At 47.1% G+C, this 20,497-nt stretch carries 18 protein-coding genes and 2 pseudogenes; all 20 read right to left on the bottom strand.

Going from position 1 to position 20,497, the window contains the following annotated elements; translation table 11 throughout:
* Positions 1-398: 398 nt before the first annotated feature.
* On the bottom strand, positions 399-1,106 hold the full coding sequence (locus VZF35_RS17295) for a TIGR03936 family radical SAM-associated protein (RefSeq protein ID WP_407306872.1): 708 nt from the start codon (positions 1,104-1,106) through the stop codon (positions 399-401).
* Positions 1,103-2,959 carry a TIGR03960 family B12-binding radical SAM protein gene (locus VZF35_RS17290; protein ID WP_407306870.1) on the bottom strand — a complete coding sequence of 619 codons (1,857 nt, stop codon included), beginning with the start codon at positions 2,957-2,959 and terminating at the stop codon, positions 1,103-1,105. The genes VZF35_RS17295 and VZF35_RS17290 overlap by 4 nt, the downstream gene beginning before the upstream one ends.
* Positions 2,960-3,070: 111 nt before the next feature.
* Positions 3,071-3,958, bottom strand: a complete 888-nt coding sequence (locus tag VZF35_RS17285; protein WP_407306868.1) for a M50 family metallopeptidase — start codon at positions 3,956-3,958, stop codon at positions 3,071-3,073.
* 61 nt (positions 3,959-4,019) lie between these two features.
* Positions 4,020-4,802 carry a murein hydrolase activator EnvC family protein gene (locus tag VZF35_RS17280; RefSeq protein ID WP_407306866.1) on the bottom strand — a complete coding sequence of 261 codons (783 nt, stop codon included), beginning with the start codon at positions 4,800-4,802 and terminating at the stop codon, positions 4,020-4,022.
* A gap of 116 nt (positions 4,803-4,918) precedes the next feature.
* On the bottom strand, positions 4,919-6,079 hold the full coding sequence (rodA, locus tag VZF35_RS17275; RefSeq protein WP_407306864.1) for a rod shape-determining protein RodA: 1,161 nt from the start codon (positions 6,077-6,079) through the stop codon (positions 4,919-4,921).
* Positions 6,080-6,252: 173 nt separating this feature from the next.
* A complete protein-coding gene (minE, locus tag VZF35_RS17270; RefSeq protein WP_407306862.1) occupies positions 6,253-6,531 on the bottom strand; it encodes a cell division topological specificity factor MinE in 279 nt (92 codons plus the stop codon).
* A gap of 29 nt (positions 6,532-6,560) precedes the next feature.
* Entirely contained in the window at positions 6,561-7,355 is a 795-nt protein-coding gene (gene minD / locus VZF35_RS17265; protein WP_407306860.1) for a septum site-determining protein MinD, read from the bottom strand.
* A gap of 35 nt (positions 7,356-7,390) precedes the next feature.
* Positions 7,391-8,074: a septum site-determining protein MinC gene (gene minC / locus VZF35_RS17260; protein ID WP_407306858.1), complete on the bottom strand. Its 684-nt coding sequence runs from the start codon at positions 8,072-8,074 to the stop codon at positions 7,391-7,393.
* Between the two features lie 112 nt (positions 8,075-8,186).
* The gene (mrdA, locus tag VZF35_RS17255; RefSeq protein ID WP_407306856.1) at positions 8,187-10,292 is read right to left on the bottom strand and encodes a penicillin-binding protein 2; all 2,106 of its coding nucleotides are present in this window, start codon (positions 10,290-10,292) and stop codon (positions 8,187-8,189) included.
* Positions 10,293-10,316: 24 nt separating this feature from the next.
* A complete protein-coding gene (gene mreD, locus VZF35_RS17250; protein ID WP_407314674.1) occupies positions 10,317-10,823 on the bottom strand; it encodes a rod shape-determining protein MreD in 507 nt (168 codons plus the stop codon).
* Complete coding sequence (gene mreC / locus VZF35_RS17245) at positions 10,823-11,692, bottom strand: rod shape-determining protein MreC (protein ID WP_407306854.1); 870 nt, start codon at positions 11,690-11,692, stop codon at positions 10,823-10,825. Before mreC ends, mreD begins: the two co-directional genes overlap by 1 nt.
* An 18-nt stretch (positions 11,693-11,710) precedes the next feature.
* Positions 11,711-12,729 (bottom strand): annotated as a pseudogene (locus VZF35_RS17240) (rod shape-determining protein).
* 125 nt (positions 12,730-12,854) lie between these two features.
* Positions 12,855-13,538 (bottom strand): RadC family protein, encoded by a 684-nt coding sequence (gene radC / locus VZF35_RS17235; protein ID WP_407306852.1) that lies wholly within the window; start codon positions 13,536-13,538, stop codon positions 12,855-12,857.
* Positions 13,507-14,144: pseudogene (locus VZF35_RS17230) on the bottom strand (Maf family protein). Before VZF35_RS17230 ends, radC begins: the two are co-directional and overlap by 32 nt.
* Position 14,145: 1 nt before the next feature.
* The gene (locus VZF35_RS17225; RefSeq protein ID WP_407306850.1) at positions 14,146-14,409 is read right to left on the bottom strand and encodes a DUF4321 domain-containing protein; all 264 of its coding nucleotides are present in this window, start codon (positions 14,407-14,409) and stop codon (positions 14,146-14,148) included.
* Positions 14,410-14,936: 527 nt separating this feature from the next.
* On the bottom strand, positions 14,937-16,346 hold the full coding sequence (gene aspA, locus VZF35_RS17220; RefSeq protein WP_407306848.1) for an aspartate ammonia-lyase: 1,410 nt from the start codon (positions 16,344-16,346) through the stop codon (positions 14,937-14,939).
* Between the two features lie 279 nt (positions 16,347-16,625).
* Positions 16,626-17,015, bottom strand: a complete 390-nt coding sequence (locus VZF35_RS17215) for a hypothetical protein (RefSeq protein WP_407306846.1) — start codon at positions 17,013-17,015, stop codon at positions 16,626-16,628.
* Positions 17,016-17,088: 73 nt separating this feature from the next.
* The gene (cimA, locus tag VZF35_RS17210; RefSeq protein ID WP_407306844.1) at positions 17,089-18,681 is read right to left on the bottom strand and encodes a citramalate synthase; all 1,593 of its coding nucleotides are present in this window, start codon (positions 18,679-18,681) and stop codon (positions 17,089-17,091) included.
* A gap of 284 nt (positions 18,682-18,965) precedes the next feature.
* Entirely contained in the window at positions 18,966-19,598 is a 633-nt protein-coding gene (locus tag VZF35_RS17205; RefSeq protein ID WP_407306842.1) for a redox-sensing transcriptional repressor Rex, read from the bottom strand.
* A 150-nt stretch (positions 19,599-19,748) separates the two neighbouring features.
* Complete coding sequence (locus VZF35_RS17200) at positions 19,749-20,447, bottom strand: SPOR domain-containing protein (RefSeq protein ID WP_407306840.1); 699 nt, start codon at positions 20,445-20,447, stop codon at positions 19,749-19,751.
* Positions 20,448-20,497 lie beyond the last annotated feature (50 nt).

Genomic DNA, 20,497 nt, shown 5'->3' with positions numbered 1-20,497 from the left:
TCTTACCATTCAACTCAGTCATCCTGCTCAAACTGCTCTAAGCAGCCCCAAAAAATACTGATACTTAAGGAATACAAGTAAGAATACCAAAAAACCCCGAGCTTCAGAGCGAGGGGCGCGATCACCGACGAGAAGCCTTTGCGCTCGTCGTAGTCAAACTCGGCTTTAAATTCGCATTCTTAAAGCAGGGCGGGAAACAGGACGTTTCCCGCCGGCCTTGCGGCACGGACGACGGCACACGGATGTGCCTAGTGCAGGGTGCGCCATGGATGGCATAGCACGCTGCCGTCGCATAGGCCGGGAACCCTGCCCACTTCCATCCAGAATTTAAAGCCCTAGTTTGGCACGACGAACGCATGGCTGAACAAGGTGACGCGCCCCTCGCTCCCCAAAGCGTCCTATTCCGCCATCTCAAACGGCGAACTCTTCTTCCCCTGATAACTGACATGCACACCCGTCCGCTTAATATGCAAGGAGTCCAAATCCAAAGGCAGATTCTCCAGCTCTCTCAAACTGGCCAAGACTTCCTCAGGACGAACACTGCCGGCATTACCCATCTCGACATCCAGTTCAAAGATAACTTCGTCTCCCTGAACTTTCCCTTCCAGACTCTTCACCCAAGGGCGAATATCTTTATCCGTCGGTCCCTTTTTGGAGTAGCGTGAGTAGGTGACGTGTTCTCGTGCCAACCAAGCTGTGATAGCTTCCTGCAGGCGATTCTCCTGAATGGGCAGAGCCATAGCAACGCGTATTCGATAACTTGCTGCATTCAGCACGGCCATCAAAGGTTTGGCACCCGACGTTAAAACACTTCCTTGCAGCAAACGAATGCCGGAAGGCAATTGTTCTTGAATTCGTCCCAAGACGTCTCCCAATTCCAACTCATGTTCAAGATCTACGTCCACATATTCCCGCTCTCCTTCTGTTCCCACCGCCAGGGCAAAACCAAAGGAGATTTTAGGTCGGGGGTTGAAGCCCTCCGTATAGGACATTTTAATCCCTGCCCGTCGGATCGCGCGTTCAAACACCCGGGTTAAGTCAAGATGTGCTATAAACTTAGCATCTTCCACTTTGGTATAGGCGATTCTTAGCCGCATGGCACTCACCCTTTCAAATCAATCTGAACCCCTCTGCCCGGACATACCCCGCACCCGGTGCAGACATCATATCGACAATCAATGGTCCTGGCTTCTTGCAATGCCCGATGATGTTCTTCTGTCAAGAAACGTTTTGTCACACCGCTTTCTAAATGCTCCCAGGGCAGAATATCATCATAATCCATAGCCCGGTTCGCATAAAAATGAGGATCGATGCCTAATTCTTGGAATCCTTGCATCCATGTCTCTTGATCAAAGTGTTCAGACCAGCCATCAAAGCGGCAGCCGTGGTTAACCGCCCATTCCAAAAGCGGGGCTAAGCGTCGGTCTCCTTTGGCAAACACAGCTTCCAAATAGCTTGTCTTCATATCGTGGTAATTATATTTTATCCTGCGATCTCGTAATTTATCTTTAAGATATTTCTGTTTGAGTTCGACCGACAGGTGAGATTCTTGAGGTTCCCACTGAAATGGGGTGTGAGCTTTCGGAACAAAAATACTCGTAGAGACTGTTACATTAATATTTCTGCGACCCAGTTGGGTCCCCAGATTGGCAACCTTTTTCGCCAAGTCAACAATCCCGTCAATGTCCTCTTGGGTTTCCGTAGGCAGGCCAACCATGAAATACAACTTGATATTCGACCAGCCTTTCTTGAAGGCGGCGCCCACCGCAGCTAAAAGGTTTTCCTCGGTGACTCCTTTGTTGATCACATTTCTCAAGCGCTGGGACCCTGCTTCCGGTGCAAAGGTCAAACCGGATTTGCGGGCTTTTTGGATAGACTCGGCGAGGTCCACATCGAAAGAGTCCACACGCAGTGAGGGGAGAGAAACTCCCACCCCATCAGGGCTATGCTTTTCCATGATAGCTTGAATGGTCGGCTGGATGCAGGTATAATCTCCGCTGGAAAGCGACGTGAGGGCGATTTCATCATACCCCGTGGAACGCACGAGTTCTTCCGTATGTTTGAGTAAGGTTTCTGGGGATCTCTCCCGAACCGGGCGGTAAATCATCCCGGCCTGACAAAAGCGGCAGCCTCGTGAACAGCCGCGCATCACTTCCAGCATCATCCGATCATGCACGATTTCCATATAAGGAACGATGGGGCTGGTGGGAAAAAACGCTTGATCAAAGTCTTGAACAACGGCTTTCTCCACCACGGACGGAACATCGGCTTCCGCCTTGATTTCTTGGATACGGCCGTCCGGTTTATAGGACACATGATAGAAATCCGGAACATAAACCCCTTGAACCTGAGCAACGCGGGTTAAAAACTCGCGGCGGGGAAGCAGATGTTGCTTCTGTTCGGCGATGAGGCGCAGCACTTCCGGCAGTTGTTCTTCGCTCTCCCCCAGCAAAAAGAAATCAATAAACCCAACAAGGGGTTCAGGGTTAAAGGCACAGGGACCGCCGGCGATAATCCAGGGATCGTCGGCTCCGCGTTCCTCCGCACGCAGTGGAATTCCTGCTAAATCAAGCATATTAAGTATGTTGGTAAAGCTCATTTCGTACTGCAGCGTAAAGCCAACAACATCAAACGCCTTCAAGGGCTGAAAGGATTCCAGGGCATATAAAGGAAGCTTCTTTTGCCGCAGCTTTTCCTCCATATCCACCCAGGGTGCGAAAACCCTTTCGCAAAGAAATTCCGGGAAGGAATTCACTAAGTGGTAGAGGATCTTGGTTCCTAGATGCGACATCCCCACCTCATAAACATCTGGGAAAGCGAAGGCCATATGCACATCCGTTTTGTCCCAGTCTTTTTTTACAGCATTCCATTCAGAACCCAGATAACGGCTCGGCTTCAAAACTTTGGGCAAAAACATTTCGACCTGCCGGCGCAGTTCCGCAGGGGTAAGTTCACTCATGATTTTTGTGAGGCCTCCTTGTACTCCTTTGTGAACTTACATTATATCACAGATAACATAAATACCCAATATTTTGCCTAAGTCGATTCCAGTCGCCGATCGTTATCCACCTCACTCCTTAGTCAACAGTTTACCCACTGGGAAGCGAATCCCTTCCCTCAGCATTCCTTCCAAAACATCCGTTTCGGTCAAGATCTTTTCCAGTCCCATTTCTTCTTTGGGGAGGGTAACCAACGTATAGCGGTCAGGGGTAAATTCCTCGACGATGCGGACTAACGGAGTATTGCGCTGTACCGTAAGCCATTTGCTGCGCATCAATCCTTTTTTAATTAACTCCTCTTTTTTACGAGTTAATTGTCTAAGAAAGGTTATATGAGCTGCTGAAACCTCCTTGCTCCCTGCCAGCCAAAAAAATCCCCCCAGCACTATAAACGTGAGAGGTCCTTCTGAAAACTGCCCCTTGCTCCAGAGGAGAATTCCATAAAGTGCTAAGATGACACCCAGGCCTTTCCCTGCCCACGCCAGAAACTTCGTAGCCCGCACAAAGCCAAAACCGTCTGCACAAAGGGCCCTCATGACTCGCCCGCCATCTAAAGGCAGCACGGGAATGAGGTTAAAGGCAGCCAGCCAAAGATTATAGCGGACAAACTGGTCGGCGAATTCACCTGCCCAAATTCCTTGCCACCTTAAGGCTTGGGCAGCAAATAGAAGGGCAATATTAAATCCCGGGCCTGCTAAAGCCATCACACTCTCCTCAAGTTTTCTGCCCTCGAAAAGATCATCACAATAGGCCGCGCCACCGAAGGGAAAGAGCTCCAGACCAATCACTTTAAATCCATAGGCTCGCGCCGTGATCAGGTGCGCCAGCTCATGGCCCAGGACTAAAGCGAAGATGAGAAGAGCCTGGGTTACTAGACCCAGGACCCCATAAACCGCGAGGACAATGAATAACGTGGGATGGATGCGAAGGCTTACACCGAAAAGCTTGAAAAGCTCCATTTCAGCCTGGTCTTAGAAACCAGGTCTTTCACCTCTTTTCATAGTACATCGCCAAGTGCACTTAACTTTTAGACTGAGGAGGAATCAAATAAGGAATCGGATCGAGGGGTTGGTTATTCTTTCTTAATTCAAAATGCAGCCAGGGTTTTTTAAGTGGGGCTGAAAGTCCCACCGTCCCAATAATCATTCCTTGATTTATCTTCTGACCTTTCTGGACGGAAACATTTCCAAGATTGCCAAGCACCGTGGTCCAGCCATCCCCCAAATCGGCTTTGATGATCTTCCCTAATTGAGGATCTTCGCCCACAAAGGTAACTACGCCATTTGCCGGTGAAAGCACTGGGGTTCCCAAGGCACTTCCCACGTCAATTCCTTGATGTACTGAACCTGCCGCATTGCTTCCCCCTTCGCCCACAATTCCAAACTTAGCCATGACCTGACCCGAAATGGGCGGCAAAAACTTTCCGAGCATCTTGGCATCGACGGGAACACTTTTATTGCTTACTCCGCCAAGGGAAAGAGCATCCTTGGCCATACCATTTAAGGTATCATAATAATTTCCCGAATCCATAGCACTTCGGTACAACCCATGAACTGCCTGAGAGAATCCGTCAGTACCATTGGCACTGAAGAAAACCAAAAGAAATAAGGTTGCTGCCAAAATAGTTCGCTTCTGAGTCCCGTTCCAATGCTTAAAAAAGTTTCCCCGATTTCCCTTAGCTGAATGTCGATAACGTTCAGGGCCGCGGTTTAAGTCCGCTGATTTTCCCCGCCCCTGTTCTTTTCCCACCTCTTGGATTGCTCGTTCCCATTCCCAATCATCCCAACGTTCAAAAGGATTCATCCTGCAATGCCTCTCTTTTTTACCCTATTTGAGCTCGTACGTTTCTCTAATAGTTTATGAGAGGGCAAAAAAAATAGAACTTCGCTGTGCGAAGTTCAAGTTCGAAGTTGGAATCCTCAGAACATCAGCCTTTGCCGCCTTAAGTTTATACTCAGCAACAGTCCAATCGCCGCCATATTCGACCACATAGCACTGCCGCCGAAACTGATCAAAGGCAAGGGGATACCTGTCACGGGCATGATTCCAGAAGTCATGCCGACATTGACTAGAATATGAAAGGTAAACATGGATATAATTCCCGTCCCGACCAGCATGCCATAGGGACCTCGGGCTTTTAAGGCGATACTGATACTGCGCAGAATAAAAATCAGGAAGATAAAGAGCAGGGTCACCGTTCCGATAAAGCCAAACTCTTCTCCTACCACGGAAAAGATAAAGTCGGTGTGATGTTCCGGTAGAAAATTCAGTTGTCCCTGGGTACCCATCCGATAGCCTTTGCCCCAGAATCCTCCCGACCCAATAGCCCAAATGGATTGAATGATATGGTAGCCATCACCTGAGGTGTCGGCGGCGGGATTGACGAAGATGGTAAGACGCTTGAGCTGATAGTCTTGCATTGGAAGAGGAAGACCTTGAGCCCAATGCAGCCAACCGGGCAGGTTGGTCGCAAAATGCAGCCACAGGGCAATTCCGATCAAGCAGGCCCCGCCGAGCAGCAAACCTCCAAATTTCCAAGGGTTGGCCCCGGCCACAAACATCATACCGATAAAAATAGCCGCAAAGACCAAGGTGGTTCCTAAGTCCGGTTGTTTAAAAATAAGCAGCATGGGGACCAGAACAAAGAGAAACGGCAGTATAAAATCTTTGAAGTTATTCAGCTTGCCTTGACGGTCCGCCAAGAAATCAGCAAGGGTGATTATTATGAAAATCTTAGCGAACTCAGACGGCTGGATACTGAAGCTGGAGGTGATGGGAATCCAACGAGTTGCCCCTTTAGCACTGGAACCAAAGAGAACAACCGCCAGGAGCAGAATAAGGTTTAGGCCGTAAATCCACCAGCGAAAATGACGCCACTTCTCATAATCAATCGCCGCCAAGACAATGGCGATTACAATCCCACTCGCGATCCAAATCGCCTGAGCCTTCACGTAGTGCATCGGATCTGCCTTGTCAACATTGATGGAAGCTGTGCTTAAAATGACTAAACTTGCAGCCAATAGAAGGAACGTAAAGACAATAAATAAAGAATCTAGGTTTCTTAATGAACGTTTATCCACAAAAGCTGTCCCCTTCAGTTAATGTCGTCGCGGGATCACAGGTATATGAACATTATAACACATCTCGACATTCCTCCCAAAGGTTGTAGCCGGAGGCTAATCCAAAAAGGCCTCAACAAATTTTCCCAATTTGTGAGACCTTTTCTTCAATAGTTACTTACATTCTGCTTTACCTAAAATTTCGCTGCATAATCTCGTTTCATCTTAACGACAGGAATGTTGGCAACTAAAGCCACTTCGCGTTCATCTTGACAAAGATTAAATTCGAGGGCCGTTTCGTCAATTTCCATGTAGTTCGAGATGACCTTAACTAAATCTTCTCTCAACCTATTCAGCATTGCTGGCGATATACTGGCGCGGTCGTGAACTAAAACAAGCCGAAGACGTTCTTTTGCCACCGACTTGCTCGAGGCACTTTCCTTGCCAAGCATTCGGCTGATAAATTCTAACAAGGACGATTCCTCCTCTCAGTACCGAACGTTTAACGTAAGCCGACGAGTCTCTTCAGTTTATCCATAATTCCCACCGGCACATCGAGATTCATTAAAGGAACGTCTTCGCCTTGAATCCGCTTCGTAATCCGCCGATAGGCCTCTCCTGCCTTGGAACTGTTGTCCAAAACAGAAGGTTCGCCGCGGTTTGTGGAAATAACAATACTCTCGTCTTCCGGAACAACCCCTATCAGATCAATCGCCAAGATATCCAGAATATCTGAGATATCCATCATATCCCCACGCTTTACCATTTGGGGGCGAATACGGTTAATGATTAATTTTGGATTTCTAAGTTCGGCTGCCTCTAAAAGTCCAATAATCCGATCGGCATCCCGTACTGCACTGACCTCCGGTGTACAGACAACCACTGCTCGGTCCGCTCCGGCAATGGCATTGCGAAAACCTTGTTCAATCCCTGCAGGGCAATCAATCACTGCGAAATCAAATTCTGTCTTTAATTCTTCGCATAACGTCTTCATCTGCTCTGGACTGACCGCTGTTTTATCCTTTGTTTGAGCAGCCGGAAGCAAAAAAAGATTCGTAAATCGTTTATCTTTAATCAGCGCCTGCTTTAGACGGCAATTTCCACTGGTAACATCCACAAGATCATAGACAATTCGGTTTTCCAGTCCCATCACTACATCAAGATTGCGCAAACCGATGTCTGTATCAACGAGTACTACTTTATGATTGGCGGCTGCCAAGCCTGTACCAATATTTGCAGATGTCGTTGTCTTGCCTACGCCCCCTTTGCCGGAAGTTACGACGATTACCTCACCCATATTTAGACCTGCCTTTCCCTTTAGTCTTATTCTTCTCAACGGCCCTTGCTGCGCCAACTATTCATCCCAGCCGCTTCTACAATCAATCGATCATCTTTGATTCTGGCAATCTCAGGTCCCCGTCCATCCATTTCCTCATCAGGCGCTCTTGTAACCAAATCTGCAATCCGCAATTGAGTGGGCGCCAGATGATAGGCGCTCACCGAAGCTTTTCGTTCACCTGTCGCCCCTGCATGGGCTACGCCACGTAGGGATCCCAAAACGACAATATTTCCAGTTGCGATAATCTCTGCCCCAGGATTAACATCACCCAGAACGACGACATGACCTTCATATTGCACACTTTTCCCGGAACGCAGAGTTCGTTCTACAAAAAGACAGTGTCCTGCCACCATCCCTTCATCTCCAAGGCGCATTTCTTTTTCTTCAGCCGCATAGGATTGAACTTTGCCTGGTACGTACACTTCTTCTGTAGTCAACCATCCCCCAAGCTCCAACTGATGTTGTTTTAAGAGATCTGTTAACTGAGCATGCTCATCTTCCGTGTATTCCTTGCTTCCAGCATAACAGCGGACTGTCGCACCCTGTAGGAACTGGACAGAATCCATCAGCAGCTTGTCGAGCTCAGTCATCAACAATTCGAAATCCGCAGCCGGATCAAAGTACAGGACTAATCCTTCGCGAGTGCCCTTTAGGGCCACATGTTCTGTCCGTGTCAACCTGCACAATCCCCCATTGCTTCTCGTTATTCAATGTCTTCTATAAATTCTACAAGCCTGTCCCAATTCCCTTTTCCTCTAAAAAAAAAACGAGGAGAAATTTCCTCGTTTTTTAGCCCCCATTCGTGGATTTCCACCCAAAATACTTCATAAATGCCGCTCTAGCGACGTATCCTGCCGTATCTCCACCGTGACTTCCATATTCGACGACCCCAGCAAAGGCAATCTGGGGATGATCATAAGGGGCAAAAGCCACAAACACCCCATTATATAATTCTCCGGAAATTGTATCTTTTGATCCGATCTGGGCGGTACCCGTTTTGGCTCCCCCGGAAAAGTCCGGAATGTCTGAAAATAGAAAAGCTCCTGTCCCTTCGCCGGTTGTCACAGCGGCCATTCCTTTTTTGACGGTATCCAATACATCGGGAGAAATCGACACCGTATTTTCAACCTTCGGCTGATTTTGTTCAACGACCTTCCCTGTGATGGGGTCTAAAATCTTATCCACGATATAGGGACGATAGTGTTTGCCGCCATTGACCAAAGTTGCTACATAATCCGCCAATTGAAGCGGGGTATAATCGTTGTATCCTTGTCCGATGGAATTGTTGTAGCTGTCATAAACTTTCCAGTCAACGTTTTGACTGAGCATTTGCTGGTACCAGACCTGAACTTGCTTTTTCTCGGCATCCTCAGCCGCCTGCAATTTCTGTTTGCTCGCCGCGTCGGCTGCCTGTGCTAATTTCGGAACATATTTACTGTCGATATCCGCAAGTTTCTTGTCACGCTGTTTATCATAGTTCGGCTGAAAGTAGGACTTTTTCCAGGCTGCTGACGGGGCGAGTCCCTTTGCTTCTCCAGGTAAATCGACGCCGCTATCGGTTCCCAGACCAAATTCATGGGCGATCTGGCCTATAAACTCGGGGTTGGCATCAAAGACTCTCCGGCCCATGACTTCAAAATAAATGTCGGAAGATAAAGCCAATCCTCGGTAAAGATTCACGAGACCAAAATTATTTCCGCCCCATTCCACGAACCCTTGTTGTTGAGACGCTAGATTTCCCAGAGATGACAGAACATCATTGACCTTTTCCTCCGGTGTCGTCAATTTGAGCTGCAAAACAGCCATTGCTGTCACCATTTTAAAGACGGACCCTGGAGGATACACCCCCGCCAAAGCTCGGTTGAGGGAGGCCGCTGGTGCTTCTTTGTTCGTGAAATACTTATCGGACATAGCCTGGGAAATATCTCCTATTAAGTCATTGGGATTCATCCCCGGACGCGAGGCCATGGCCAGAATCTTTCCTGAATTGACATCGATGACCACTGCGGCACCGGACTTAGCATTAGGATTAGTATGCTGCTGGACATTGGAAATGACTTGATCAAGGCTATCTTCAACGGTTTTTTGCAAGTCTCCATCGATGGTAAGCTGAACCGTCTTTCCCGGTTCGGGCGCTTGAACGACTTGTTTGGACACGGGACGGGCATTGTTGTCTACCTCTACCTGTTGAATTCCTTCTTTACCACGCAGCCAAAAATCATAGGATTTTTCCACGCCGTCCTTGCCGACCAAATCTCCCTGCTGATACTCAAATCCGGCCTTTTTAGCATCTGGGTTTTGATTAAATTGAGAGATCTCATTCGGGCCAATCTCCCGAACATATCCGAGCAGCTGACCTGCTAAAGTGTTCTGAGGGTAGGAACGAATTGGGGTAGCATCTACACTGACACCAGGAAGTTCATCTTGATGCTCAGCAATGATGGCTTGGAGTTCCTGAGGAACATTGTCTAAGATAGTGACAGGACGATAACGCTCCCACTGGTGATTTTGGATATTGACCAAAATATCCATTGTGATGGAATCAACCGTTTGGCTACTATTCGGCCAATAAGGTTTAATAAAACCGGCTAAGCGAGCAACGACATCTTTCCAGTTCGTGGATTTAGACTGCTGCAAATCCAGCCAGTCCAGTGTCAGGACAAATTCCGGCACACTGGTGGCAAGAATCTTTTTATTTTTGTCAATAATATCCCCCCGGGTTGTCGGGATCTTCACAAGCTGCATCACATTGCCTTTGGCCATAGCAGAATAATAAGAGCCTTGAGCAATCTGAAGACGCCAAAGGTTAAAGCCCAAAATCAAAAACACGAGAACTACAACCACGCTTAGGCCCCAAAAACGATGCACATATGGTTTTCGTTCTTTGTCATCCATTCCTAAAACCCCCTATTCGATGCGCTATCTCTCATATCTCGGACGGTATCTCAGCCAGCCATGCAGGAAAGACCTATGAATCAGGGGATATGTTACAGGGACAAGGACTGCATTATACAAAGCGACTCCGAAGACCAATTGAGCAATATCTCCCAACGACCATTGAAGTCCTGCACCCAGACCCAAAAAAGCAACGCAGATTTGCCCGACCATCGTTACCAGAAAAACCATGAACGTTGTCAATAGAAAGTTTTCACGATACCAACGCTCTGTCAGCCAGTTGCTAAGGACCGCTACTACGATAAGGGTGAGAGTGTACATCCCAATATAACGGCCTAAGTAAAAGTCTTCTAATAAACCTGCGCCTAAGCCCCAGAGCATGCTTGAGGGAAGTCTGTGGTGCATGGCCATGTATATCGTGAGCAGCATCAAAAGATCTGGTTTAATGCCTGACCAAGCCCAAAAGTGAAATAGTGTCCCCGGCAGAACCAGGCTCATAAGAAACATTAAGGCGATCATGACATAGCGCATCATTTTGCCCCCACCATTTTTACGATATTTACTTCCTCTAAAGAATCGAAATCAACTAATGGTTCGATATAGGCTGTTTTAAGCAAGCCGGAAGGATCGAGTTGGATCGTCTTGACCTTCCCGATGGGCACATCTTGAGGGTAAACTCCGCCAAAGCCCGAAGTCAAGACCAAATCTCCTACATTGACATTATCCTCCCGCCGAAAGAGCATTTCCAGATTTCCTTCAGGTGTCAGACGAGAACCGCGTTTATAGGTTCCCTGTACAATTCCAAATGTCCCGCTGCCTGTACTGCCGCGTACTACGGCACTCACTTGTCCGTCTCCATCAAGAATCATCAATACTTCAGAAGTCGTCGGCGAGACAGACACAATCTTGCCTACAAGGCCTAAATCTCCGATCACAGGGTCGTTGACGGCAAGCCCATCTTTACTCCCTCGGTTTAAGGTAAACGTCCGATACCAGGTGTTCGGATTTCGATCAATGATCGTAGCCCCAACTTTCGTAAATTTATCGAGGGTTGGGCTGCGAAACACCCCTTGGTCAAGTTCCGTATACCTCATTCCTGCCAACACTTGTTCCTTGAGCTTGATATTGTCCCCTGTCAATTGATCGACTTTTTTGCGTAAAGCTTCATTTTGAAGTTGAACATCCCTAAAATTCCACAAGGCTTTTGTATTATCTCGAATACCATTTCCAAGCTGCAGAATCGGCTTTTCTATGGTACTCAATACGCCTTGAAGAACTCCCCCTATGGGGTTGGGAAACTGGCTGCCGAGACCTGTCAAGCGAATACTTATGAGTACGCCTAACAACAGAAAGAAAACGAGAACCGCAATTCCCGTTACATTAACTCTCTTCCCCACCATGACTCCTCCCCGCTGTCCTTAACTCTTTTGCGAGGATGCAATTTTACGAAGGACTTCAGCATGTTCCAGAACATGCCCTGTTCCGATGACGACACAGGACAAGGGGTCCTCCGCTAAGTGCACCGCAATGCCCGTTTCATCTGAGATCAATCGATCCAGATTGCGCAGCAATGAGCCTCCCCCGCCATCATAATACCGCGGTCCATAATATCGGAAGATAATTCCGGCGGAGTTTTCTCCAAACATGATTTCACAGCATCAACAATGGCCATGACAGGTTCTTGCAGCGCTTCCTGAATTTCTTCTGAGGAAACTTCAATTGTTTTCGGAAGTCCTGTCAATAAATCACGGCCCCGGACGGTATAATTCCCCGGCTCAGCCATGTAGGCATATCCAATCTCAAATTTCAAAGATTCAGCGGTGCGATACCCCACCATCAAATTATATCGTCTCTTAATATGAGCAACAATTGCGTCATCCATTTCATCTCCGGCAACGCGGATTGAACGGCTAGTTACAATCCCCCCCAAAGATATCACGGCAACTTCAGTTGTTCCGCCGCCGATATCGACGATCATGTTGCCTGTCGGTTCACTCACAGGAAGCCCGGCACCAATGGCTGCAGCCATCGGCTCCTCTAAAATAATGGGGTCCTTGGCTCCGGCAGCCATAGCTGCTTCTTTAACTGCACGCTCCTCGACAGGAGTAACACCGGAAGGTACACAGATAACTACCCTTGGGCGAATAAATGGGTGCTCTGTACCAAGGGCTCGGCTTATAAAGTATTTCAACATTTTCTGTGTAATATTAAAATCCGAAATGACCCCGTCTTTAAGAGGGCGGATGGCCACAATATTGCTGGGAGTCCGGCCAATCATTTCCTTGGCTTTATCTCCAACGGCCATCGGAGTCTTCGTCATAATATCCATCGCTACTACAGAGGGTTCTCGTACAACAATTCCCTTACCCTTTAAATGCACTAATGAGTTCGCAGTCCCAAGGTCAATCCCTAAATCCCGGCTGAATAAACTAAACATGGTTTTTTAAAACTCCTTCCAGTCACTCTATAATAAACAGTATACCCGTTCAACCCGTAAACTACCAAATCACAAGTTCGGGCATACAACACGAGACCCGAATTGAGACGAACAGAGTCACACAATTATAGGATTCCCCGTTCTTTCAAACTAATGTAGCGATTATCCCCAATGATTACGTGATCAAGAACTTCAATTCCGAGAATCTTTCCCCCGTCTGCCAAGCGGCAGGTGACTTCTATATCTTCCTTGCTAGGAGTCGGGTCGCCGCTGGGGTGATTATGCAACAGAATGATGGCATTCGAATTTCTTCGAATGGCTTCTTTAAAACATTCTCGCGGGTGAACCAACGATGAATTGAGAGAGCCAATTGAAATCGGGCTGATCCCCAAAACATGATTCTTAGTCGAAAGGGAAACAACGCGAAAATGCTCCCGATCAAGATGCCGCATCTCTTCCATTACGATGTGGGCCACATCCTGTGGCGAATTAACAACAGGTCTTGACATCGGATCCACTGAAGTCGAACGACGTCCTAACTCTATCGCAGCTTTTAGTTCTGCAGATTTGGCCTGTCCTAATCCGTGAATTTGGGCTAACTCATGAACTGTTAGTTTTCCTAAGCCCGAAAGCCCACCTACGCCCGCTAAAATACGTTCCGCCAGAGTTAAAACATGTTCTCCTTTAATCCCCGTGCGTAGAAGAATCGCCAGAATTTCGCTATTGGACAGTGCTTCAGGTCCTAATTGGCGAAGCCGTTCCCGAGGCAATAATTCCTCAGGCAAATCCTTTAACCGCCGATAATCCATGACTCACCTCGCGCGAGGCGATATTTGTCTGTTCAATCCCCCACGCCTTAAGCTGTTCAGCGAGATACTCCATCGGAAGACCAATGACATTTGTCAAGGATCCTTGGATCGCAGCGACAAACTTTTTAGCTTCCCCTGAATTCCGTAGGCACCTGCTTTATCCATCGGTTCCCCGCTGCTAACATATGTTTTAATTTCCTCTTGGGAAAGTTGACGAAAGACGACATTGGTTTCTGTTACTTCTGTTTTTAACCTTCCCGAACCGTTTATCAGGGCCACGCCTGTTAAAACAGCATGAGTTCGACCGCTTAAACTTTGCAGCATCTCTTCTGCTTCCAGCGGGTTTGACGGTTTGCCCAAAATTCGAGTGCCTAAGACAACGATAGTGTCCGCCCCCAACACAACATCTAAGGGGTCTCCCCCAAGTTCCAGCCAACGATTAAGGCCGGCTTTGGCTTTGCGTTCTGCCAGCTCTCTGACTCCTAGCTGCGGTGAAATCCCCTCAGGCAGCACTTCTGAGACAGCCATCGTTACTGTCTGGAATGAGAAACCAGCCTCGTTCAGCAACATAGCCCTCCGGGGAGATGTCGATGCAAGTACAAGCATCTTACCACTTCCTTGATAACATATATCCACCCAGTGCACCTAGTAATGTCGCGCTGGTAATGCTTAAACGAAATCCAAACGATAGGGAGAGGAAAAAGAAATCGAGGTAAGTATGAGACGGGAAATCGATGACAGCAGGCCGTAAAAACGGTGCAAAGATACCGTATTTTTCCAAGCCAAAGCCAACAAGTGTCCCTAGGGCAGCGCCAATCAAAATGAGCAATACCATTCTCCCTGTCCCCGAAGAATTTCGCCCAACCGCCATAGTTTTTTCCCCTTCCATCTACAGAAATTCAGTCTTTTGTCTACAAATCCCCAAACTATGACTTCTCATTAAGTGTAGCATCTTCCCCTTGACTAAGCAAGTTCGACACCCTTTTGCATTCCATGCAAATAAAGGATATCTTCGCTCATTGACACAATTCTTCAAAGAACCTTCCTTAGCAGAAACCCCTTCTCTCGCCTTTAAAAATCGGTGGAAAATTGAACTAAAAGATTGGGCAAAACTAAGGACGGTTCTTTATTGCATAAGCATACTCATACAACAAAGAACCGCCCCTTGTCTTCGATTATTAACGTTAGACATTAACGCATTAGAAAGCTTGAAAGGCCTATAACGCACAAGGCAATAAGCATGCACACACCTATAATAATCTGGTTTTGCTTTCCAGTTTTTAGTTTATGCCAAGGTAATGCTCTATCTTGCAATTCAAGTTCCTCCTAATAAAATTCTCACTCCCAAATGGTAAGATAGAGTTTCCAAAGAGTAAATAGTCCAAACAGCCTATTTTTTTATTTTCCCTTCAGTAATTCAGCTCCGGCAATGCCGGGTCGAGTCATTTCATAAGGATGCAGAATCAGATCAAGTTCCTCTTCAGTTAAGACTCCCTTTTCTAAGACGATGTCACGAACGGGCCGGCCGCTGATGATTGCTTCCTTCGCAACACTCGAGGCTACTTCATAGCCTACGTGTGGGTTAATAGCTGTAACAACACCTACGCTGTTTTCCACCATTTCCTTGCAGCGCTCCACATTTGCCGTGATACCGACCACGCAGCGATCTTGGAAAACACGGATTACATTGCGCAAAATATCCAAGGACTGAAGTAAATTAAACACGACCACTGGTTCCATAACATTAAGTTCGAGCTGCCCAGCACCACATGCCAAGGCGATGGTGAAATCATTCCCCTGAACTTGAAAAGCTACCTGATTGACTACTTCTGCCATCACCGGGTTCACTTTGCCAGGCATGATCGAAGACCCTGGCTGCATCGGGGGCAGATTAAGTTCATTTAAACCGGTTCTTGGCCCTGAAGCCATGAGGCGCAAATCATTGGCCACTTTGGAGAGATTTACGGCTAACGTCTTTAGTACCCCCGAAACCTCCATAAACGCATCGGTGTTCTGTGTAGCGTCCACCAAGTCATCGGCCATACGCATCGGCAAGTTCGTCCATTCGGCGATACGTTCAGTTACCTTTTCGATATATTTGGGATCGGCATTTAAGCCTGTCCCTACCGCAGTCGCACCCATATTCATCACTTCGAGGGACTGCATTGCCTGTTTCAGACGTTTAAGGTCACGTCCTAACATGTGAGCATAAGCTGCAAACTCTTGTCCCAGGCGAATCGGCACAGCGTCTTGTAAATGAGTTCTGCCCATTTTAATAACCCCATCAAATTCCAGCGCCTTGTCCTCCAAGGATTGACGCAATTGATCAAGGGCCTCAAGCAAATCGGTAGCCACATTTAAGCTGGCGATACGAATCGCGGTGGGGAAAACGTCGTTGGTACTTTGAGCCATGTTGACATGAACATTAGGATGAACTTTAAAGTAGTCGCCTTTTTGACCGCCAAGAAGTTCTATCGCCCGGTTGGCAATCACTTCATTAGCATTCATGTTCATTGAAGTCCCCGCCCCACCTTGAATCACATCCACCACGAATTGATCATGAAACTTTCCATTAATTATTTCCTTCGCAGCTTCCACAATTGCTTTCCCTATAACAGGACTCAGCGAACCAATATGCATATTAGCTTCAGCCGCCGCCCCTTTAACCATGCCTAAAGCACGGATTAATTCCCGATGCGGATGATACCCCGTAATAGGAAAATTCTCGGTTGCCCGCAGTGTTTGGATTCCATAATAGACGTCATCCGGAACATCGTGAACCCCTAATAAATCTTTTTCTTGGCGCATGCTGCTGCCTCCCCTAATTTTCAACGTCAGTATAATGTATATTGTATACATTATACAACCTAACTCAAAATCTGTCGATGAAAACTTCGCCTTACAACGTTCACCTACCAACCCCCTATGTCACCAAGAGCATAACTCACCTTTAATCCTATTTCATTTACAAAGAACTACACAGTGACGTTCCTCTCTTATCAACCCAGTGGGTCGCGGTCGCTTAGCGAGAACCTTTGGCGACTCGCTGCCAAGTTCGACATTAAACCCTCTTTCGTCAACAAGGAATCACACCATACATTTTTCTCTCTTATCAGCCCAGAGGATCGCGATCACACGGCGTGAGGCCTTTGCGTGCGTCGTAGCCAAACTCGGCTTTAAACCCTCTTTCAGCAACAAGGAATCACCCCATACATTTTTCTCCTTATCAGCCCAGAGGGTCGCGATCACACGGCGTGAGGCCTTTGCGTGCGTCGTAGCCAAACTCGGCTTTAATCCGCTTTCATAAAGCAGGGCGGGAAACAGGTCCCCTCCCGCCATCCATGGCTCCGGGGACACTAGGCCGTCCGTGGCCGTCGGACGTTTCCCGCCGGCATCGAGGCAAGGATGCCTCGTTTGCCGGGCACCCTGCCCGCTTTCATCAAGGATTAAAGCCCTAGTTTGGCACGACGAGCGCATGGCCGAACAAGTGTGATCGCGACCCTCGGCATACACCGCCGAACAAATGTATCACGATCAATCCAAATGTGATCTACTTTCGCGACCCCTCAAATTTCCAAATCGTCCAATTTATCGCATCCAACAAAGCCTGAGCACTGGCCTTAAGAATATTCTTGGAAACCCCTATCGTCCCCCAAACTTCATGACCTAAGCGAGTGTCTATGATAACCCGCACAATGGCCTCTGTCCCCCGAGAGCCGTCTAAAACCCTAACCTTGTAATCCACAAGTTCGCTCTGTTCCAAAATTGGGAAGAAGCTGGCCAGAGCCTGCCTCAACGCAGTATCGAGGGCATTCACCGGACCATTGCCTTCTGAAGCGATTTGCACGGTGGCTTCCCCGACTTTAACTTTTACGACAGCGACAGAATCTAGTTCGCCGCGCAGCGGATCACTCCAAACATGATAATCTAAGACTTCAAATGGGGACGTGAAACCATTGAGAATACGAACGAACAATAAATCGAGGCTTCCTTCTGCCGCTTCAAATTGGAACCCATTGTTCTCCAGGTCCTTAATCTCGATCATTGCTTTCTCTACCCGAGGGTCTTCCTTAAGAATATCCGGTACAAAACGCCGAAGTCGTTCTAAGATATTAGCTTTCCCTGCTTGATCAGATATTAAAATTCTGCGCTCATTCCCAACCTCGGCTGGGTCCATGTGTTCAAAGGTGCGTTGGTTTTTAAGAATTGCGTCAACATGCATTCCGGCTTTATGGGCAAAAGCACTGCGGCCTACGTACGGCTGTTTCTCGTCAAACGGTGCATTAGAAAGCTCAGCAACGAATCGGGAAAATGGGGTAATTTTAAGGAGGGCTGAATCCGAAACGACCGAGTAGTTTCCCTTGATCTGCAAGAGTGGAATCAGAGTACTTAAGTTCGCATTCCCACAGCGTTCGCCAAAACCATTCCAGGTTCCCTGAATTTGAGTAACCCCTGCCTCTACGGCGACGAGAGAATTGGCTACGGCTAAACCACTATCGTTGTGAACATGAATTCCTAACTCTCGAGGAGCGAATTCGTGCCTGACTGCTTCTACCCCCCGGGCAATATCACCGGGTAAACAGCCCCCATTCGTATCACAGAGAATTGCTATGGCTGCGCCTGCCTCAAGAGCGGCTGAGATACATCTAAGGGCATAAGCCGGGTTTTCTTTAAAACCATCAAAGAAATGCTCTGCATCAAAGAAAACTTCACGCCCCTGTTGAGCTAGAAACGAGACAGATTCACGGATTAAACGCAGATTTTCCTCTAAGTTTGTCCTTAAGACGTCACTTACATGCAGATCCCAGGCCTTCCCGAAAATGGTGATTGTTTGAGCTCCAGAAGCCAGGAGCTTAAGCAAAACATCGCTGTTCTCAGGGGATTCATTGACTTTACAGGTACTTCCGAAGGCTGCGATTCGAGTCGATTGAAGACGTTGTTCTCGTAAAAGCTGAAAAAAATTATCATCTCTCGGATTGGCCCCTGGCCAACCCGCCTCGACATAAAGGCTGCCCATCTCCTCAATCCGCTTAACGTAACTCAGCTTATCTTGTGTCGAAAAATGAATCCCTTCTCCCTGAGCTCCATCGCGCAGCGTCGTATCGTAAACAGTAATTTTCTTTTTACCCTCGTTTTGACCCATTCTTCTCCTCCTCTTCTCTAAAGTAAATTAAAAGCCCCGCAGCCGTTCCTAAGAACTTCCACGGGGCTTTTTTCCCACACGGTGTAGTTGGGCACTTTCCAACCTGTGTCGCTCGGTCCAGACCCTTGCGGCGGAACCCTTGACACACTTCTTATAGTGCTATTATATGACACAAACCACTTAATGTACAACAGCTTAAAGTCTTACACCTACGGGTATTGGCAAGGAAAAACGTAAATGTTAATTGTTTCTAATTTACTTAATTTACATAAGTAGGTTTAAGCTTAAAACCTTTGTACCCCGACATTAAATGTAAGTACTTCCAGGTTAACTGCTAAATCTACATTACGCAGCTCAATCTCAGGAGGAACATTCAAAACCACAGGTGCAAAATTTAAAATTGCTTGCACGCCTGCATTAATAAGTTTGTCCGCAATTTCTTGAGCAACTGCCGAAGGCACGGCGACAATACCGATCTGGGTTTGATTTTGTTTCGTAACCTCTTCAAGTTTGTCAATCGGCAGAATTTCCACGTCACCGATTTTTGTTCCTATTTTACTAGGGTCTGAGTCGAAAATACTGGTAATGATAAAACCGCGTTCCCGAAACCCTTTATAGGAACTTAAAGCCAAACCTAAATGCCCGGCTCCGACCAAAGCAACGCTCCAATCAACACTTAAACCGAGAATCCTTAGGATATGTTGACGAAGATCTTTAACGTTATACCCTACGCCCCTTGTTCCGAATTCTCCGAAATAAGCTAGGTCTTTACGAACTTGTGCAGGGCTGACTCCGACTCCTTCGGCAATATCCCCTGATGAGGTGGTAATTATTCCTTTTCTATCAACGTCTGTCAGATGACGTGAGTAAACTGAAAGTCGAATAATGGTAGCCTCTGGAATTTTAAGCGTTTTCAATAAGTTCCCTCATTTCTCATCTGATAATTTAAGGATAGATATGTTAATTATATCACTATCAAAGAAAAACGCAAATAAGTACAATTTGAAATCTTCTGAATAGATTGCATCTTTATCCCATCCTATCGCTTCATAGTTAATCTATAGTTATTATTTCCCAGAAAAGGCGTTTATAATCCTTGTTGATTGAAAATATAATGACAATCCTAAAACACGCTGTTCCTCAGGATTGGTCTGTTGCCGAAGCTTACTATAGAGTTGGTGGAGCTGAGCTAATTCTGACGGGGAATGATCTCCAGCTTGGGAATCCCAAGCTTGTTGTTCTTGGGCTAAAAGTTGGGGACTCAATCCGTCTTGCAAAACACTGTTAACGTTCGACAACAGTTCCATGGTTAGGCGCGAACCGTTTCCTGCGATACGAAAGGTCCGTTCAGGAAGCTCAACTTTTTTGACAACAATAGAGATTCCTTTTGAGGCCAGAGTTTGTTTTAATTCACTTAATTCCTTGGCCGAATGACCCAGACCAATCCCTACGACCCAGGGATTGGTGCTTATCACTTCACCCGTGTAACCTAGTTCCCTAAGTTGTCCGAGACAGGACTGAGCATTCTCTTCGCTCTTGAAAACACCAACTTGACAGGTCCAAAAAGTAACTTTGGGAAGCACCAGCATGGTGCCCTTCGATTGATCCGTTTGCTGATTGCTCGTTGGAACGTTTTTGGCTTTTACCCCTCCAGAATGCCCGACAAGTTCTAAATATACTCTCCCAATTCCCCAAGTAAGTAAGCCTAGAGCTAGCATCCCTAAAATCACTACAATGAGAATGCGCAAACGCTCAAAATTTTTCATGTCTCTTCTCCTTCCGTTTAGGCCGGACAACCCTTCTAACGGAAGATATG

It is taken from the genome of Desulfosporosinus paludis, from assembly GCF_045689965.1.
Classification (GTDB): domain Bacteria; phylum Bacillota; class Desulfitobacteriia; order Desulfitobacteriales; family Desulfitobacteriaceae; genus Desulfosporosinus; species Desulfosporosinus paludis.
This window is presented reverse-complemented; position numbering and strand designations above follow the sequence as displayed.

Bases quoted from the DNA above. Each gene is read 5' to 3' on its own strand.
- VZF35_RS17290 (WP_407306870.1), bottom strand. From the start codon at position 2,959: ATGAGTGAACTTACCCCTGCGGAACTGCGCCGGCAGGTCGAAATGTTT.
- VZF35_RS17285 (WP_407306868.1), bottom strand. From the start codon at position 3,958: ATGGAGCTTTTCAAGCTTTTCGGTGTAAGCCTTCGCATCCATCCCACG.
- VZF35_RS17280 (WP_407306866.1), bottom strand. From the start codon at position 4,802: ATGAATCCTTTTGAACGTTGGGATGATTGGGAATGGGAACGAGCAATC.
- minD (WP_407306860.1), bottom strand. From the start codon at position 7,355: ATGGGTGAGGTAATCGTCGTAACTTCCGGCAAAGGGGGCGTAGGCAAG.
- mrdA (WP_407306856.1), bottom strand. From the start codon at position 10,292: ATGGATGACAAAGAACGAAAACCATATGTGCATCGTTTTTGGGGCCTA.
- mreD (WP_407314674.1), bottom strand. From the start codon at position 10,823: ATGCGCTATGTCATGATCGCCTTAATGTTTCTTATGAGCCTGGTTCTG.
- mreC (WP_407306854.1), bottom strand. From the start codon at position 11,692: ATGGTGGGGAAGAGAGTTAATGTAACGGGAATTGCGGTTCTCGTTTTC.
- radC (WP_407306852.1), bottom strand. From the start codon at position 13,538: ATGGATTATCGGCGGTTAAAGGATTTGCCTGAGGAATTATTGCCTCGG.
- VZF35_RS17225 (WP_407306850.1), bottom strand. From the start codon at position 14,409: ATGGCGGTTGGGCGAAATTCTTCGGGGACAGGGAGAATGGTATTGCTC.
- aspA (WP_407306848.1), bottom strand. From the start codon at position 16,346: ATGCGCCAAGAAAAAGATTTATTAGGGGTTCACGATGTTCCGGATGAC.
- VZF35_RS17215 (WP_407306846.1), bottom strand. From the start codon at position 17,015: ATGCGCTCGTCGTGCCAAACTAGGGCTTTAATCCTTGATGAAAGCGGG.
- cimA (WP_407306844.1), bottom strand. From the start codon at position 18,681: ATGGGTCAAAACGAGGGTAAAAAGAAAATTACTGTTTACGATACGACG.
- VZF35_RS17200 (WP_407306840.1), bottom strand. From the start codon at position 20,447: ATGAAAAATTTTGAGCGTTTGCGCATTCTCATTGTAGTGATTTTAGGG.